The organism is Salinarimonas ramus (assembly GCF_014645695.1).
Taxonomy (GTDB): Bacteria; Pseudomonadota; Alphaproteobacteria; order Rhizobiales; family Beijerinckiaceae; genus Salinarimonas; species Salinarimonas ramus.
In genome coordinates, this window is record NZ_BMMF01000001.1 from 299,043 (window position 1) to 314,024 (window position 14,982).

Below are 14,982 nucleotides of genomic sequence, written 5' to 3' on the forward strand. Positions count from 1 at the left end.
AGAGGATCCTCATGGGACTCGACAAGGCGGCCATCGCCGTCACCATCGCAGGCTCGGATTCCGGCGGCGGCGCCGGCATCCAGGCCGACCTCAAGACCTTCTCGGCGCTGGGCGTCTACGGCGCGAGCGTGATCTGCGCGCTCACCGCCCAGAACACCCGCGGCGTGCAGGACATCCACGACGTGCCGGCGGACTTCGTCGCGGCCCAGATCGACAGCGTCTTCTCCGACCTCGCGGTGGACGCCGTGAAGATCGGCATGCTGTCGCGCCCGGCCGTCATCGAGGTCGTCGCCGCCGGCCTCGCGCGCCATCGCGTCGAGACGATCGTGCTCGATCCGGTGATGGTGGCGGCCTCGGGGGACAAGCTCCTCTCCGACGACGCCGTCGAGACCCTGCGCACGGTGCTCCTGCCCCGGGCCCTGCTGCTGACGCCGAACCTGCCCGAAGCCGCCGTTCTCCTCGGCGAGCCGGTCGCGCAGGACGAGGAGACGATGCGTGCCCAGGGCGAGCGGCTCCTCGCGCTCGGGCCGCGGGCGGTGCTCGTCAAGGGCGGGCACGGCACGGGGCCGGAGAGCGTCGATCTCCTGGTGACGCGCGACGGCGTCACCCGCCTCGCGGCGCCACGGATCGAGACGCGCAACACCCACGGGACGGGCTGCACGCTGTCCTCCGCCATCGCCGCCGGGCTCGCCTCCGGCGCGCCTCTGGAGGATGCGGTCGCGGCCGCGAAGAACTACCTGAGCGCCGCCATCGCCGCGGCGGACAGCCTCGAGATCGGGAGCGGGCACGGGCCCGTGCATCATTTCCATGCCGCATGGTGACGATCCCACCCGCCGCGCCGCCCTCGCGAGCGGCGTCCTCGGCCTCGCCGGCGGCGCGCTCGCCGCGCCGCGCATCGCGCGGGCGCAGGCCGCGCCGATCCGCTGGCGCCTCGTGACCTCCTGGCCCCGCGGCCAGGCGGGGCCCGGCGTCACGGCGCAGCGCATCGTCGATCGCATCAACGCCATGGCCGGCGGGCGGCTCGTCGTCACGCTGTTCGCCGCGGGCGAGATCGTGCCGGCCTTCTCCGTCCTCGACGCCGTCTCGAACGGCACCGTCGAGGCCGGCCACAGCGCGGCGCTCTACTGGCAGGGTCGCATCCCCGCCGCCGCCTTCTTCACGACGGTACCCTTCGGGCTGGGGCCCATCGAGCACCAGGCGTGGCTCTCGCTCGGCGGCGGGCAGGCCTTGTGGGACGCGCTCTACGGCGAATGGGGCGTGAAGCCCTTCCTCGCCGGCAATACCGGGCCGTGCATGGGCGGCTTCTTCCGCTCACCCGTCGAGACGCCCTCCGACATCGCGGGCCTGCGCATCCGCGTCGCGGGGCTCGGCGCGAGCGTCTACGCGCGGCTGGGCGCGACGCCGGTGACGATCCCCGCGGGCGACACCTACACCGCGCTCGAGCGCGGCACGGTGGACGCCGTCGAGTTCCTGGCGCCGGCGACGGATCACGAGCTCGGCCTCCACCAGGTGGCGCCGCTCTACTACGCGCCGGGCTTCAACAAGCCCAACGGCGCGAGCGAGCTCCTCGTCAACGCGGACGCGCTCGCGGCCTTGCCCGAGGACCTTCGCGCCATCGTCGCCGAGGCGGCGGAGGCGGAGCACGCGCTCGCGCTGGCCGACGCCCATCGCCGCAACGCGACGGCGTTGCGCGCCATGCTGTCGGAGGCGGACGTGCAGCTGGTGGGCTTTCCCGAGGAGGTCGTCGTCGCCGCCGAGGAGGCGGCGCGGGCGGAGATCGACGCCATCGCGGCATCGTCGGACCTCGCCGGTCGGATCGTCGCGAGCTATCGCGCGGCACGCGAGGAGATGGCGCCCTGGTCGCGGCTGGAGGCGGACATGGCGCGCTCGCTGGCGCGGGTGTGAGGCGTCACGTCAGCCCCACCCGCCCGCGCCCGCCGGCGACGAGCCGCGCCATCGCGAGGACCCAGACCAGGACGAGGAGCGCGAGCCCGCGCTCGAAGGCGCCATCCCAGCCGGGGGGAACGAAGAAGTAGATCGGGGCCCCGACGATCCACGCCGCCGCGACGGCGAGGTCGAAGGCACCCATCCGGCGCGAGCGCGCGAAGAGCCCGCGGGCGAGAAGGAGCGTCGCGAGCCCGAAGAGGACGCCCAGCGTGTAGACGAGCTCGATGTGGAAGACGAACCCGCCCCGGTCGCGGTCCCCGTACTCGTCGTGAAGCGCGATGATCGCGACGACCACCGCGAGAAGCGCGACCATGACGACGCCGCCGGACCAGAGCCGCGGATCGCCGCGCGGCCCCTCCCCGACCCGCCGCAGGCCGAAGGCGAGCGCGAGGAGGCCGATGGCGAAGGCGACGAGCCCCGTGTCCTGGATCCAGGAGAGGCGCCCGGCGGCGAGGTCGCTGATCGAATCGCGAATCGGGCCGTAGCCCGGCGCGAGCAGCGAGCCAACGATGTCGGTCGTCACGAGAACGAGCGCGCCGAGCGTCGCGATCCCCGCCGCGAGCCGGGCCGAGCCCTCGTCCGTCCGTCGCACGCGCGCATGAGCCATGTCGCCCCCTCGTTCCTCGGCTGTCGCCGATCCGCATGACGCACCCCAACGCGACGCTCGCCGGCTCGTTTCGTCGCCGCCCCGGGATCGTCGCTTTCGGGTGTCGCGGCGTCGCGCGCCGCCCTATCCTGCGCGGCATCGAAGGAGTTCGCCCATGCTCGAGATCGCCCGCACACTGGACCCGCAGACGTCGCGCGCCCTCGAGGACGCGCCGACGCCGATGAGCGCCTGCGCTGACTACGACGTGGTGCGCCGGATCATCGCCTTCATCTCGGAGAACTGGCGCGACCAGCCTTCGCTGGAATCGATCGCGGACCATGTGGGGCTCTCGACGAGCCACGTGCACCACCTCTTCCGGCGCTGGGCCGGGCTCTCGCCCAAGGCCTTCCTGCAGGCGGTGACGCTCGATCACGCCAAGCGGCTCCTCGACGCGGAGGCGAGCCTGCTCGACGCGACGCTCGAGCTCGGGCTCTCCGGGCCCGCGCGGCTGCACGACCTCTTCGTCACTCACGAGGCAATGACGCCGGGCGACTACAAGGCCAAGGGCGCGGGGCTCGTCCTCTCCTACGGCTACCACCCCTCCCCCTTCGGCGAGGCGATCGTGGTGGCGACGCCCCGCGGCCTCGCTGGGCTCGGCTTCGTCGACGACGCCGACCGCGACGGCGCGCTCGCGGACATGCGCCGGCGCTGGCCGAACGCCGACTTCGTGCGCGACGACGCCGCCACCTCGTCCTATCCCGCGCGCGTCTTCGAGCCGGAGCGCTGGCGCCCCGACCAGCCCCTCGACATCGTCCTCATCGGCACGGATTTCGAGGTGCGCGTCTGGCGCACGCTGCTCGGCATCCCCTTCGGCCGCGCGACGACCTATTCCGCCGTCGCCGAGAAGATCGGGAGCCCCAAGGCCGCCCGCGCCGTCGGCGCGGCGGTGGGGCGCAACCCGATCTCCTTCGTCGTGCCCTGCCACCGCGTCGTCGGGCGCTCGGGCGCGCTGACGGGCTATCATTGGGGCCTCACGCGCAAGCAGGCGATCCTCGGCTGGGAGGCGGGACGCATGGCGTGAGCCACATCGTTAGGCTTGACTAAATTAGTTATCACTCATATTAAAGCGGCAGGAGGCGCCGCTCGCTTGCAGGCACGCCTCACCCGAGATCGTCCCCCGTCCCGGAGCCGTCGCCTTGCCTCCCGTCACGACAGATTTCACGCCGCTCGCCGCGCTCGCCGGCGGCGCCCTCATCGGCCTCTCCTCCGTCCTCCTCATGCTCTTCCTCGGGCGCATCGCCGGGATCATCGGCGTCGTCGCCCGGGCGATCAGCGCCGTGTCTGTCCCTTCCGCGGACCGCAACTGGCGCTTCGCCTTCATCGCCGGGCTCCTCGCGGCGTCACCGGCCATGTGGCTCGCCACCGGCGAGGCGGTCGCGCAGACCGTCTCCGACGACCTGCCGCTGATGGCCGTCGCGGGGCTTCTGGTGGGCTTCGGCTCGGCGCTGGGCTCGGGCTGCACGTCCGGGCACGGCGTGTGCGGGCTCGCACGGCTCTCGCCGCGCTCCCTCGTGTCCGTCCTCACCTTCATGGCGGCGGCGATCGCCACCGTGTTCCTCGTGCGCCACGTCGTCGGCTGAAGACCGGGAGACCTCTCATGCGCAGCCTCGTCGGCTTCCTCGCGGGCCTCCTCTTCGGGATCGGCCTCGTCGTCTCGGGCATGGCGGACCCCGCCAAGGTGCTCGACTTCCTCGATCTCTTCGGCACGTGGGACCCGAGCCTCGCCTTCGTCATGGGCGGCGCGGTTCTCGTCACCTTCCTCGGCTTTCGCCTCGTGCTGCGCCGCCGCGCGCCTGTGCTGATGGAGCGGTTCGATCTGCCGGGCACGCGCCTCGTCGACGGGCGCCTGCTGACGGGCGCGGTGGTGTTCGGAGTCGGCTGGGGGCTCGGCGGCTTCTGCCCCGGGCCCGCCATCACCGCGCTGCCGCTGATGGCACCGGGCACGCTCGTCTTCGTGCCGATGATGATCCTCGGGCTTTGGGCCGGCGTGAAGGTGCGCGAGGCTCGCGCCGCAACCGGCGCCGCCCTCCCCGGGCGCTGAGCGCGAAGGAGAGGTCATGACCCGCACCGGCCTGTCGCGATACGTGCCGATCCTCGACTGGGGACGGCGCTACGACACGCGGACCTTCACGAGCGATCTCGTGGCGGCCGCGATCGTGACCATCATGCTGATCCCGCAATCGCTCGCTTATGCGCTGCTGGCGGGCCTGCCGCCGGTCGTGGGGCTCTACGCCTCGATCCTGCCGCTCGTCGCCTACGCGGTCTTCGGCACGAGCCGCGCGCTCGCCGTGGGACCCGTGGCGGTGGTCTCGCTGCTCACGGCGGCCGCCCTCTCCGAGGTCGCGACGCCGGGGAGCGCTGAATACGTCGTGGCCGCCGCGGCTTTGGCATTGATGTCCGGCGCCATGCTGATCGCGCTCGGCATCTTCCGCCTGGGCTTCATCGCCAACCTGCTCTCCCACCCGGTGATCTCCGGCTTCATCACCGCGTCCGGGCTGATCATCGCGGCCTCGCAGCTCAAGCACCTCCTCGGCGTCTCGGCGGGCGGGCATACGCTCCTCGAGGTCGGCACGGCGCTCGTCGCGGCGCTGCCGCAGACGAACCCCTGGACGCTCGCCATCGGCGCGAGCGCCACCGCCTTCCTGTTCTGGGTGCGCTCCGGCCTGAAGCCGGCGTTGCGCCGGCTCGGCCTGTCGGACTACGCGGCGGGCCTCGTCGCGCGTGCCGGGCCGGTGATCGCGGTCGCGGCGAGCATCCTCTCCGTCGTCGTGCTCTCGCTCGACGAGAAGGGCGTCGCCATCGTCGGCGACGTACCCGCCGGTCTGCCGCCGCTCGCGCTGCCCGTGGTGGAGACGAGCCTCCTCGTCTCGCTGATCGCGCCGGCGCTCCTCATCTCCGTCATCGGCTTCGTCGAATCGGTCTCGGTGGCGCAGACGCTCGCCGCCAAGCGCCGCCAATCCATCGTGCCGAACCAGGAGCTGATCGGGCTGGGCGCGGCGAACGTCGCCTCCGCCTTCTCCGGCGGCTACCCGGTGACCGGCGGCTTCGCGCGCTCGGTGGTTAATTTCGACGCGGGCGCCGAGACGCCGGCGGCGGGCGCCTTCACGGCGATCGGCATCGCGCTGGCCTCGCTCTTCCTGACGCCGCTCCTCCACTACCTCCCGATCGCGACCTTGGCGGCGACGATCGTCGTCGCCGTGCTCAGCCTCGTGGACCTCGGCGCCTTGAAGCGCGCCTGGACCTATTCGCGGCACGACTTCGCGCCGATGCTGGCGACGATCCTCGTCACCCTCGGCTTCGGCGTGGAGGCCGGAATTCTCACCGGCGTCGCCCTGTCGATCGCGCTTCTTCTGTGGCGCACCTCGCGCCCGCACATCGCCATCGTCGGCCAGGTGCCGGGCACGGAGCATTTCCGCAACGTCAAGCGCCATCGGGTCGTGACGGACGAGCGTGTGCTCTCGCTGCGCATCGACGAGAGCCTGAACTTCGCCAATGCCCGCGCCACCGAGGAATTCGTGCTGGAGGAGGTCGCCGGGCGCCCCGCGCTGGCGCACGTCGTCCTCCAATGCACGGCGATCAACGAGATCGACATGAGCGCGCTCGAGAGCCTCGAGCTGATCATGCACCGGCTCGAGGCGCAGGGCATCGCCCTCCACCTCTCCGAGGTGAAGGGCCCGGTGATGGACCGCCTCGCCCGCTCGCATTTCGTCGAGCACCTGACGGGCGCGGTCTACCTCACCCAGCACCAGGCGATGAGCGCGCTCTCGCCCGCGCTGACGCGCGCGGCGACACGGGGCGAGAGCGTGGCCGCCTGAGGCGGCGGGAGCGGGCGTTCACTCCGCCCCGGCGATCACTCGGCCGCGGCGTGCTGGGCGTGGAGCCCCTCGCCGCGGGCGATGATCTTGTTGAGCGCGGCGAGATACGCCTTCGCCGAAGCCACCAGCGTATCCGGGTCCGCGCCGCGGCCGGTGACGGAGCGTCCGCCGGAGTTCAGGCGCACGGAGACTTCCGCCTGCGCGTCCGTTCCCTCGGTCACGGCGTGGACCTGGTAGAGCTCCAGCGTCGCCTCGTGCGGGGCGAGCGCGTGGATGGCGTTGAAGACGGCGTCGACCGGCCCGTTGCCGTCGGCCTCCTCGGTCTGGACGCGACCCTCGATCTCGAGCTTCATCGTCGCGCGCTGCGGCCCGCGGGTGCCCGCGATGACGGAGAGCGAGACGAGCTTGATGCGGTCGTGTGCGGTGGCCAGACGCTCGTCGACGAGCGCCTCGATGTCCTCGTCGTAGACGTGCTTCTTGCGGTCGGCGAGCGCCTTGAACCGGTCGAAGGCGTCCTGCAGCTCGTTGTCGGAGAGCTTGTAGCCCAGCTCCGCGAGCTTGGAGCGGAAGGCGTTGCGGCCCGAATGCTTGCCCATGACGAGCGAGGTCTTGGTGACGCCCACGCTCTCGGGGGTCATGATCTCGTAGGTCTGTGTGTGCTTGAGCATGCCGTCCTGGTGGATGCCGCTCTCGTGCGCGAAGGCATTGCGGCCGACGATGGCCTTGTTGTACTGCACCGGGAACGAGGTCGCGTTGGCGACGACCTTGGAGGCGCGGGTCAACATCGTCGTGTCGATGCCGGTCTCGTAGGGGAAGGCGTCGGCGCGGGTCTTGATCGCCATCACGATCTCCTCCAGCGCCGCGTTGCCCGCGCGCTCGCCGATGCCGTTGATCGTGCACTCGATCTGCCGCGCGCCGCCGTTGACGCCCGCGAGCGTGTTCGCCACCGCCATGCCGAGGTCGTTGTGGCAATGGACCGAGAAGATCGCCTTGTCGGCGTTCGGCACCCGCCCGCGTACGGTCTCGAACAGCGTGCGGTATTCCTCGGGCGTGGTGTAGCCCACGGTGTCGGGGATGTTGATCGTCGTGGCGCCGGCCTTGATGGCGGCCTCGACGCAGCGGCACAGGAAGTCCATCTCGGTACGCGTGCCGTCCTCGGCCGACCACTCGACGTCGTCGACGAGGTTTCGCGCGCGCGTCACCTGGTCGATGACCAGCGCCAGCACGTCGTCGGGCTCCTTCTGGAGCTTGTACTTCATGTGGACGGGCGAGGTGGAGATGAAGGTGTGGATGCGCGGGCGCACCGCGTGGCGCACGGCCTCGCCGGCACGCTCGATGTCCTTGGGATTGGCGCGCGACAGGCCGGCGACGACGGCGCGCTTCACCCGGCGGGCGATCTCGGACACGGCCTCGAAATCGCCGATGGAGGCGATGGGGAAGCCCGCCTCGATGATGTCGACGCCCATCTCGTCGAGGAGCTCGGCGACCTCGAGCTTCTCCTCCAGCGTCATGGTCGCGCCGGGGCACTGCTCGCCGTCGCGCAAGGTGGTGTCGAAGATCAGGACGCGGTTCTGGTCGTTGGACATGGTCGTTCTCTGCTGTCTCGTCTGATCGGATCTTCGGCGCACGCGGGCGCCGGCTCGTCGTCTCGATCACCCCTGAGAGCCCAGGCGCGCGCCCGGACGGCCCTCAGGGGCTGATAAGGAGCAGAAGGCCGAGGTCGAGGGAACGCGACAGAGGACGCGCGAGCGCCAGCGCGCCGGTGGCCGGCGCGGCGATGGGGCTGTTGCGATGGGAGCCGGCCGTGGCCAAGGCTCTCTCCTCGTCTCGATCGACGCCGCGAAGGCGGCGGGGCGCACGTCTTGTACAAGGGCGCGGGCTTCCCCGCAACCCCGTTACGCGCCGTCCGCCGGCTCGCGCAAAGCGGACAGCAGCCGCTCGCATTCCATCAGCTCGTCGAGCGCGCCGCGCAGCGTGCGCGCGGCTTCGTCGGAGAGGAGCGTGTCGCGCTCGTCGCTGGCGAAGGCCGCCTCCTCCGCCGAATCGGCACCGCGCTCGGCCTCGGCACCGTCCCCGGTGAGCGAGGGCTCGACCTTGGCCTCGCCCCGACCGACGGCGGCGGCGAAGCGCACGCCCTCGGTCTTGAGGATGCGCTGCACGCCCTTGATCGTGTAGCCCTCGCCGTAGAGGAGATGGCGGATGCCGCGCAGGAGATCGACGTCCTCGGGCCGGTAGAAGCGCCGGCCGCCGCCGCGCTTGAGCGGCTTGATCTGCGCGAACTTCGTCTCCCAGAAGCGCAGCACGTGCTGGGGCACGTCGAGATCCTCGGCGACCTCGCTGATGGTGCGGAAGGCGTCCGGTCCCTTGTCCATGCGGCCCCTCCCCTGCGCGTCCCTGCTGCGCGCGAGCGCGAGGATATCAGTCCTCGCCGTCCTTCACGACCTCGCCGTTGATGCGGCCCTTGAGGACGTTGGAGGGCTTGAAGACCATGACGCGCCGCGGCTCGATGGGCACCTGCACGCCGGTCTTGGGATTGCGGCCCATCCGCTCGCCCTTCTCGCGCACGACGAAGGACCCGAACGAGGAGAGCTTCACGGTCTCGCCGCGCTCCAGGCAATCACAGATCTCGGCGAGGACCGATTCGACGAGCTCGGCCGATTCCGTTCGTGACAGACCGACGCGCTGGTACACCGCCTCGCACAGATCCGCGCGCGTCACCGTCCGTCCCGCCATCGATGAGCCCCCTCCTCGCCCGCTCGCGTCGTCGAACGCTAGGCCGTGCCGCGAGCCGAATCAACAGCGCGCGGGATGGAAATCGGATGTATGCTACCAGCGGATGAGGGCGCTGCCCCACGTGAATCCACCGCCGATAGCTTCGAGCATCACCAGGTCGCCGTCCATGATCCGCCCGTCCTTGCGCGCCACGTCGAGGGCGAGCGGGATCGAGGCCGCGGACGTGTTGCCGTGGCGGTCCACCGTGACGACCACCTTCTCGCGGGCGATGCCCAGCTTGTCCGCGGAGGCGTCGATGATGCGCTTGTTGGCCTGGTGGGGCACGAACCAGGAGAGCTCCTGCGCGCTCGTCCCCGTCGCCTCGAAGGCGGCCTCGACCACGTCCGTCACCATGCCCACCGCGAAGCGGAAGACGTCGCGGCCTTCCATGCGCAGATGGCCCGTCGTGCCCGTGGAGCCGGGCCCGCCGTCGACGTAGAGCTTGTCGCGATAGCGTCCGTCGGAGCGCAGCTGCGTCGTGAGCACGCCGCGATCGGCGCTCGTGCCCTGCCCCTCCTGCGCCTCGAGCACGATGGCGCCGGCGCCGTCGCCGAAGAGCACGCAGGTCGTGCGGTCCGTCCAGTCGAGGATGCGCGAGAAGGTCTCCGCGCCGATCACCAGCGCGCGACGCGCCGAGCCGGTGGCGAGGAACTTGTCGGCGACGGCGACCGCGTAGACGAAGCCGGTGCACACCGCCTGCACGTCGAAGGCCGCGCCGTGATGCATGCCGAGCCCGGCCTGGATCATCGTCGCGGTGGAGGGGAAGGTGTGGTCGGGTGTCGAGGTGGCGCACACGATCAAGTCGATGTCGTCGGCGCTCATGCCGGCATCGGCGAGCGCGGCCTTCGCCGCGGCGAGGCCCAGCGTCGAGGTGGTCTCGCCCTCGGCGGCGATGTGGCGAGCGCGGATGCCCGTGCGCTGCACGATCCACTCGTCCGAGGTCTCGACGATTCCCTCGAGATCGGCGTTCGGCACCATCTTCGGCGGAAGATAGGAGCCGCAGCCCCTCACCACGGAACGCAGCTTCATCATTCGGTCCTCACGCCGGCGGCACCGCCGGCGATTCTTCGAGCATGTCCCTGATCGTACGCATCAGGTCGAAATGCGCCATGTCGTAGGCGATGTCGATCGCCGACGCGACGCCCTTCGCGTCCGCGCCCCCGTGGCTCTTGATGACGACGCCCTCGAGGCCGAGGAACACGCCGCCATTGGCCCGGCTCGGGTCCATCTTGGCGCGCAGCGCGTCGAACGCGCTCTTGGCGAAGAGGTAACCGATCTTCGCCATCAGGGTTCGGCTCATGGCGCCGCGCAGGTACTCGCCGAGCTGCTTGGCCGTGCCCTCGGCGGTCTTGAGCGCGATGTTGCCGGTGAAGCCCTCGGTGACGACGACATCCACCGTGCCCTTGCCGATGTCGTCGCCTTCCACGAAGCCGTGATAAGTCAGGTGCGGGAAGTTCGCCTCCCGCAGCATGCGCGAGGCCTCCTTCACCGCCTCGATCCCCTTGATCTCCTCGCGGCCCACGTTGAGAAGCCCGACCAGCGGCCGGTCGAGGTCGAACACGATCCGCGCCATGGCCGCGCCGAGCACGGCGAGGTTCACGTAGTGGCTCGCATCCGCGCCGATCGAAGCGCCGACGTCGAGCACGATCGACTCGCCCCGCGTCGTGGGCCAGATCGCGGCGATCGCCGGGCGGTCCACCTGCGGCATGGTCTTGAGGCAGAACATCGACATCGCCATCAGCGCGCCGGTATTGCCCGCGGACACGCAGACCTGCGCGTCGCCGTCGCGAACCGCCTGCAGCGCCAGCCACATGGAGGACTTGTAGCGCCCCACCCGCAGCGCCTGGCTCGGCTTGTCGTCCATCTTCACCGAGACGGCGGCGTGGCGCAGCTCCGTCGCCTCCCTGAGCTTGGGATGCGCGTCGAGGATCGGGCGCACGACCGCCTCGTCCCCGTGCATGACGAAGCGCATGCCGGGATGACGCTCCAGCGCGAGCGCGGCCCCGGGAACCACCACGGAAGGGCCGTGGTCGCCGCCCATGGCGTCGAGCGAGATCCGGATCGTCTTCGTCATCGTCAACGGGCGCGTCGTCTCGCGTGAGGGCGTGGGGGAAGCCGGGCCGCCTCGTCGCGGAGCCCGGTCGAGGAGCCCGGACCATAGCGACCCGTTCCGTCGCCGCAACCGAAATCTCCGGCAGCGCTCGGGAACGCCCGCAGGTGAGCTGCCCCGGATCAGTGCCTGCGTCGATCTCGGACGCGCGCTTCCCAATCGAAGCCGCCGTAGGACACGATGTGGACGAAGACCTCGCCCTGCGCGTCGTCCACGCTGAAGGCGATCGAGCCGCGCAGGCCAGCCCCGATGACGCGCAGGCCCGAAAAGAGCTCGTTCCTGACGGTACCGCGGTGCGGCGTGTCGGCGAGCGCGAAGGTCGCTTGACGCAGCTCGCGGAGGATCAGCTTCGTGGTCGCCGCGCCAGCGTGCGGCTTCATGCTGCGCTCGATAGCGCGGAAGTCGTCAGCGACCCGCGGATGGAGCCGAACCTCGTAACGCTTCACTCGTCATCCAGCCCGAGCTCGGCGGAGATCGCGGCGAACGCCTCGTCCGCGTCCACGTATTCCTCCAGAGGCGTCGCCATTCGCTCGCGAATGACGTCCGCCATCGCGGCGAGCATGAGCCGACGTTCCTCTTCCGCTCGCATCATGTCCTCGACCGCGGCCGCGACACCGGCGCTCGCCGTCGCGAAGACGCCGCTCTCCACCTGCTCCATCAGGAACCGGTGATGGCGCTCGGTGAAGCTCAATGTCGTCTTGATCGTCATCTTGCGCTCCGATGGTATGACTAATTCATACCGCAAACGCCCGTCGGCGGCAAGGCGATCCAAGCCCCACGCTTTCAGACCTCACGCGTCCACACCCCCCTCCGCGACCGGCTCCGCCCCCTCGTCCGTCGCGCCCTTCTCCCAGCCCTCCTTCGTCTCCGCGACGAAGTCCTCGAGCCGCTTCTCGCGGATGGCCTTGCGCAGTCCCGCCATCAGCTCCTGGTAATAGGCGAGGTTGTTCCAGGTCAGCAGCATCATGGCGAGGATCTCGTTGGAACGGACGAGATGGTGCAGGTAGGCGCGGGAATAGGCGTTGGCCGCCTCGCACTTGGAGCCCTTGTCGAGGGGGCGGGTGTCCTCGGCGTGCTTGGCGTTCTTGAGGTTGAGCCGGCCGTGGCGGGTGAAGGCCATGCCGTGGCGCCCGGCACGCGTGGGCATCACGCAGTCGAACATGTCGACCCCGCGCCGCACCGCCTCGACGATGTCGTCGGGCGTGCCGACCCCCATGAGGTAGCGCGGCTTCGTCGCAGGCAGATGGGGCTCCACCGCCTCGATCATGGCGAGCATGACGTCCTGCGGCTCGCCCACCGCCAGCCCGCCGATGGCGTAGCCCTTCAGGTCGAGATCGACGAGCGCGCGCGCGCTCTCCACGCGCAGCCGCTCCACCGCCCCGCCCTGCACGATGCCGAACATGGCCTTGCCCGGCTGCTCGCCGAAGGCGACGCGGCAGCGCTCCGCCCAGCGCAGGCTGAGCCGCATCGCCTTCTCGACCGCCTCGTCCGTGTTGGGCAGCTTCACGCACTCGTCGAGCTGCATCTGGATGTCGGAGCCGAGCAGCCCCTGGATCTCGATGGCGCGCTCGGGCGTGAGCCGATGCATCGAGCCGTCGACGTGGGACTGGAAGGTCACGCCGTCCTCGTCGAGCTTGCGCAGGCCGGCGAGCGACATGACCTGGAAGCCGCCCGAATCGGTGAGGATCGGGTAGGGCCAGTTCATGAAGGCGTGCAGCCCGCCGAGCCGCGCGATGCGCTCCGCGCCCGGCCGCAGCATCAGGTGATAGACGTTGCCGAGCACGACGTCGGCGCCGAGCGCCTTCACCTGATCGGGATACATGGCCTTCACGGTCGCCGCGGTGCCCACCGGCATGAAGGCCGGCGTGCGGATGACGCCGCGGGGCATGCGGATCTCGCCGGAGCGGGCGGCGCCGTCCTGGGCGGCGACGGTGAAGACGAATTCCTCGCTCATGCTGGTCCTTTCGCCACCTTGAACAGATGCGCCGGCAGGCGCGTCATCACGAAGATCGCCACGGGCAGCGCCTCGCGCGCCTCGCGCTCGAGGCGGGCCTCGTGATCGTGCGCGCGACCGTCGGCGCCGGCCGCCGGGACGCGCGCGTCGAGATCGGCACCGAGCGCCCGCACCGCGGCGATGGTCGCACGCAGCTTCGGGACGAGGAAGCCGATCGGCGTGTCGAGATCGCGCAGCCGCTCGATCTTCTCCTCGAGCGTGCCGCGCCAGCGCCCGCCGAGCACCCGATGCGCCAGGGTGACGTGGCGCTCGACGACGCTGCCGGCGAGGAGGATGCAGCTCATGTGCCGGCCCGTCACGTAGGCCGAGACGAGCTCGCGATAGGCCGTGCGGTCGTAGGTGCCGAGCGTCGACGGAGGCACGCCGATCGTCGCGGCGACCCAGGCCCGGCGACGCAGCACCGCCTCCTCGTCGCTCGGCTCCGTGGCGAGCGCGTAATGCAGGTCGAGATCGCGGCTCGCGTCCGCCTCGTCGCCGGCGGGCGCGCCGAACAGGTCCGTCTCTGCCGCCGTCACGATCGCCCCGGCTCCGAGCCGGCGTCGTGTGCGCGAAGCAGCAGGCTCGAATCGCCGAAGGAATAGAACCGATAGCCCTCTCGGATCGCGTGCGCGTAGGCGCCGCGCATCGTGTCGATGCCGGCGAAGGCGCAGACGAGCATCATCAGGGTCGAGCGCGGCAGGTGGAAGTTCGTCATCAGCGCGTCCACGGCGCGGAAGCGGAAGCCCGGCGTGATGAAGATGTCCGTATCGCCCGAAAACGGCGGGATCGTGCCGTCTTCCGCGACCGCGCTCTCGAGAAGCCGCAGCGAGGTGGTGCCGACCGCCACGATCCGCGAGCCGCGCGCCCGCGCGGCGTTGAGCGCGTCCGCCGTCTGCGCCGTGATCGTCCCCCATTCGGCATGCATGCGGTGCTCGGTCGTGTCCTGCGCCTTCACCGGCAGGAAGGTGCCCGCACCCACGTGCAGCGTGACGAAATGCCGAGCGATTCCGCGCGCTTCCAGGCGGCGGAAGAGATCGTCCGTGAAGTGGAGCCCGGCGGTGGGTGCGGCCACGGCCCCGGCCTCGCGGGCGTAGATCGTCTGGTAGTCGGATGCGTCGCGGTCGTCCGCCGCCCGCTTGCCGGCGATGTAGGGCGGCAGCGGCATCTCGCCGAGGCGCACGACGGCCATGTCGAGATCGGGCCCGGCGAGCGCGAAATCGAGGACGACGTCGCCGCCCTCGCCCTTCTCGACGACGCGCGCCTCCAGCGTGCCGACCTCCGCCCCCTCCTCCCCGAAGACGAGCGTGTCGCCGGGCACGAGCTTCTTCGCGGGCCGGGCGAAGGCGCGCCAGCGGCCGGCGCCCTCGCGCTTGTGCAGCAGGATCTCGAGGCCGGCCACCGCCTCGCCGCGCGTGCGGCGGGCGTGAAGGCGCGCCGGGATGACCTTGGTGTCGTTGAGGACGAGGACGTCGCCGGGCTCCAGCAGGTCGGGGAGGTCGCGCACGGTTCGGTCGGCGAGGTCCTCGCCCGGACGCACTACGAGAAGACGCGCGGCGTCCCGCGGCTCGGCGGGGCGCAGGGCGATGCGGTCTTCGGGGAGCTCGAAGTCGAATTCGTCGACGCGCATGGGGCCTCTCGCGCGGTGGCCTCGCCGGGAGCGGGAACCCGGGAGGTCACCCGGGGCGGCGTCTTGTGACGC

General features: G+C 71.0%; 18 protein-coding genes. 6 read left to right on the forward strand and 12 right to left on the reverse strand.

What is annotated here, in order from left to right; all coding sequences use genetic code 11:
* Positions 1-11 precede the first annotated feature (11 nt).
* Entirely contained in the window at positions 12-821 is an 810-nt protein-coding gene (gene thiD, locus IEX89_RS01450; RefSeq protein WP_188908737.1) for a bifunctional hydroxymethylpyrimidine kinase/phosphomethylpyrimidine kinase, read from the forward strand.
* On the forward strand, positions 808-1,905 hold the full coding sequence (locus IEX89_RS01455) for a TRAP transporter substrate-binding protein (RefSeq protein ID WP_188908739.1): 1,098 nt from the start codon (positions 808-810) through the stop codon (positions 1,903-1,905). The genes thiD and IEX89_RS01455 overlap by 14 nt, the downstream gene beginning before the upstream one ends.
* Positions 1,906-1,909: 4 nt before the next feature.
* On the opposite strand, the gene IEX89_RS01460 is transcribed toward IEX89_RS01455, so the two are convergent.
* Entirely contained in the window at positions 1,910-2,554 is a 645-nt protein-coding gene (locus IEX89_RS01460) for a DUF998 domain-containing protein (protein WP_188908742.1), read from the reverse strand.
* A gap of 154 nt (positions 2,555-2,708) precedes the next feature.
* Between IEX89_RS01460 and IEX89_RS01465 the strand changes: the two genes are divergently transcribed.
* The 4 genes from IEX89_RS01465 to IEX89_RS01480 all read left to right on the forward strand — a co-directional run bounded on the left by IEX89_RS01465 (position 2,709) and on the right by IEX89_RS01480 (position 6,408).
* Positions 2,709-3,614 (forward strand): bifunctional helix-turn-helix domain-containing protein/methylated-DNA--[protein]-cysteine S-methyltransferase, encoded by a 906-nt coding sequence (locus IEX89_RS01465; RefSeq protein ID WP_188908744.1) that lies wholly within the window; start codon positions 2,709-2,711, stop codon positions 3,612-3,614.
* Between the two features lie 115 nt (positions 3,615-3,729).
* Positions 3,730-4,173, forward strand: coding sequence for a YeeE/YedE family protein (locus IEX89_RS01470; protein WP_188908746.1), 444 nt, complete (start codon positions 3,730-3,732; stop codon positions 4,171-4,173).
* Between the two features lie 17 nt (positions 4,174-4,190).
* Positions 4,191-4,634, forward strand: coding sequence for a DUF6691 family protein (locus IEX89_RS01475; protein ID WP_188908748.1), 444 nt, complete (start codon positions 4,191-4,193; stop codon positions 4,632-4,634).
* A gap of 16 nt (positions 4,635-4,650) precedes the next feature.
* Complete coding sequence (locus tag IEX89_RS01480; protein ID WP_188908750.1) at positions 4,651-6,408, forward strand: SulP family inorganic anion transporter; 1,758 nt, start codon at positions 4,651-4,653, stop codon at positions 6,406-6,408.
* A 35-nt stretch (positions 6,409-6,443) separates the two neighbouring features.
* Here IEX89_RS01480 and IEX89_RS01485 read toward each other — a convergent pair whose 3' ends face one another.
* The 11 genes from IEX89_RS01485 to queA all read right to left on the reverse strand — a co-directional run bounded on the left by IEX89_RS01485 (position 6,444) and on the right by queA (position 14,910).
* Positions 6,444-7,994 carry a 2-isopropylmalate synthase gene (locus IEX89_RS01485; protein WP_188908752.1) on the reverse strand — a complete coding sequence of 517 codons (1,551 nt, stop codon included), beginning with the start codon at positions 7,992-7,994 and terminating at the stop codon, positions 6,444-6,446.
* 103 nt (positions 7,995-8,097) lie between these two features.
* Positions 8,098-8,220 (reverse strand): hypothetical protein, encoded by a 123-nt coding sequence (locus IEX89_RS24590; protein WP_280513900.1) that lies wholly within the window; start codon positions 8,218-8,220, stop codon positions 8,098-8,100.
* Positions 8,221-8,303: 83 nt separating this feature from the next.
* Complete coding sequence (locus tag IEX89_RS01490; protein WP_188908754.1) at positions 8,304-8,780, reverse strand: MerR family transcriptional regulator; 477 nt, start codon at positions 8,778-8,780, stop codon at positions 8,304-8,306.
* A 46-nt stretch (positions 8,781-8,826) separates the two neighbouring features.
* A complete protein-coding gene (locus tag IEX89_RS01495; protein ID WP_188908756.1) occupies positions 8,827-9,141 on the reverse strand; it encodes an integration host factor subunit alpha in 315 nt (104 codons plus the stop codon).
* Positions 9,142-9,234: 93 nt separating this feature from the next.
* Complete coding sequence (locus IEX89_RS01500; protein WP_188908758.1) at positions 9,235-10,212, reverse strand: beta-ketoacyl-ACP synthase III; 978 nt, start codon at positions 10,210-10,212, stop codon at positions 9,235-9,237.
* Between the two features lie 7 nt (positions 10,213-10,219).
* Positions 10,220-11,254 (reverse strand): phosphate acyltransferase PlsX, encoded by a 1,035-nt coding sequence (gene plsX / locus IEX89_RS01505; protein ID WP_188908760.1) that lies wholly within the window; start codon positions 11,252-11,254, stop codon positions 10,220-10,222.
* Positions 11,255-11,412: 158 nt separating this feature from the next.
* Positions 11,413-11,736, reverse strand: coding sequence for a type II toxin-antitoxin system RelE/ParE family toxin (locus IEX89_RS01510; RefSeq protein ID WP_188908762.1), 324 nt, complete (start codon positions 11,734-11,736; stop codon positions 11,413-11,415).
* Entirely contained in the window at positions 11,733-12,062 is a 330-nt protein-coding gene (locus tag IEX89_RS01515) for a hypothetical protein (RefSeq protein WP_210317546.1), read from the reverse strand. Before IEX89_RS01515 ends, IEX89_RS01510 begins: the two co-directional genes overlap by 4 nt.
* Positions 12,063-12,080: 18 nt before the next feature.
* On the reverse strand, positions 12,081-13,244 hold the full coding sequence (gene tgt, locus IEX89_RS01520; RefSeq protein WP_188908764.1) for a tRNA guanosine(34) transglycosylase Tgt: 1,164 nt from the start codon (positions 13,242-13,244) through the stop codon (positions 12,081-12,083).
* Positions 13,241-13,819 carry a hypothetical protein gene (locus tag IEX89_RS01525; protein WP_188908766.1) on the reverse strand — a complete coding sequence of 193 codons (579 nt, stop codon included), beginning with the start codon at positions 13,817-13,819 and terminating at the stop codon, positions 13,241-13,243. Before IEX89_RS01525 ends, tgt begins: the two co-directional genes overlap by 4 nt.
* Entirely contained in the window at positions 13,816-14,910 is a 1,095-nt protein-coding gene (gene queA, locus IEX89_RS01530) for a tRNA preQ1(34) S-adenosylmethionine ribosyltransferase-isomerase QueA (RefSeq protein WP_188908768.1), read from the reverse strand. Before queA ends, IEX89_RS01525 begins: the two co-directional genes overlap by 4 nt.
* Between the last annotated feature and the right edge of the window lie 72 nt (positions 14,911-14,982).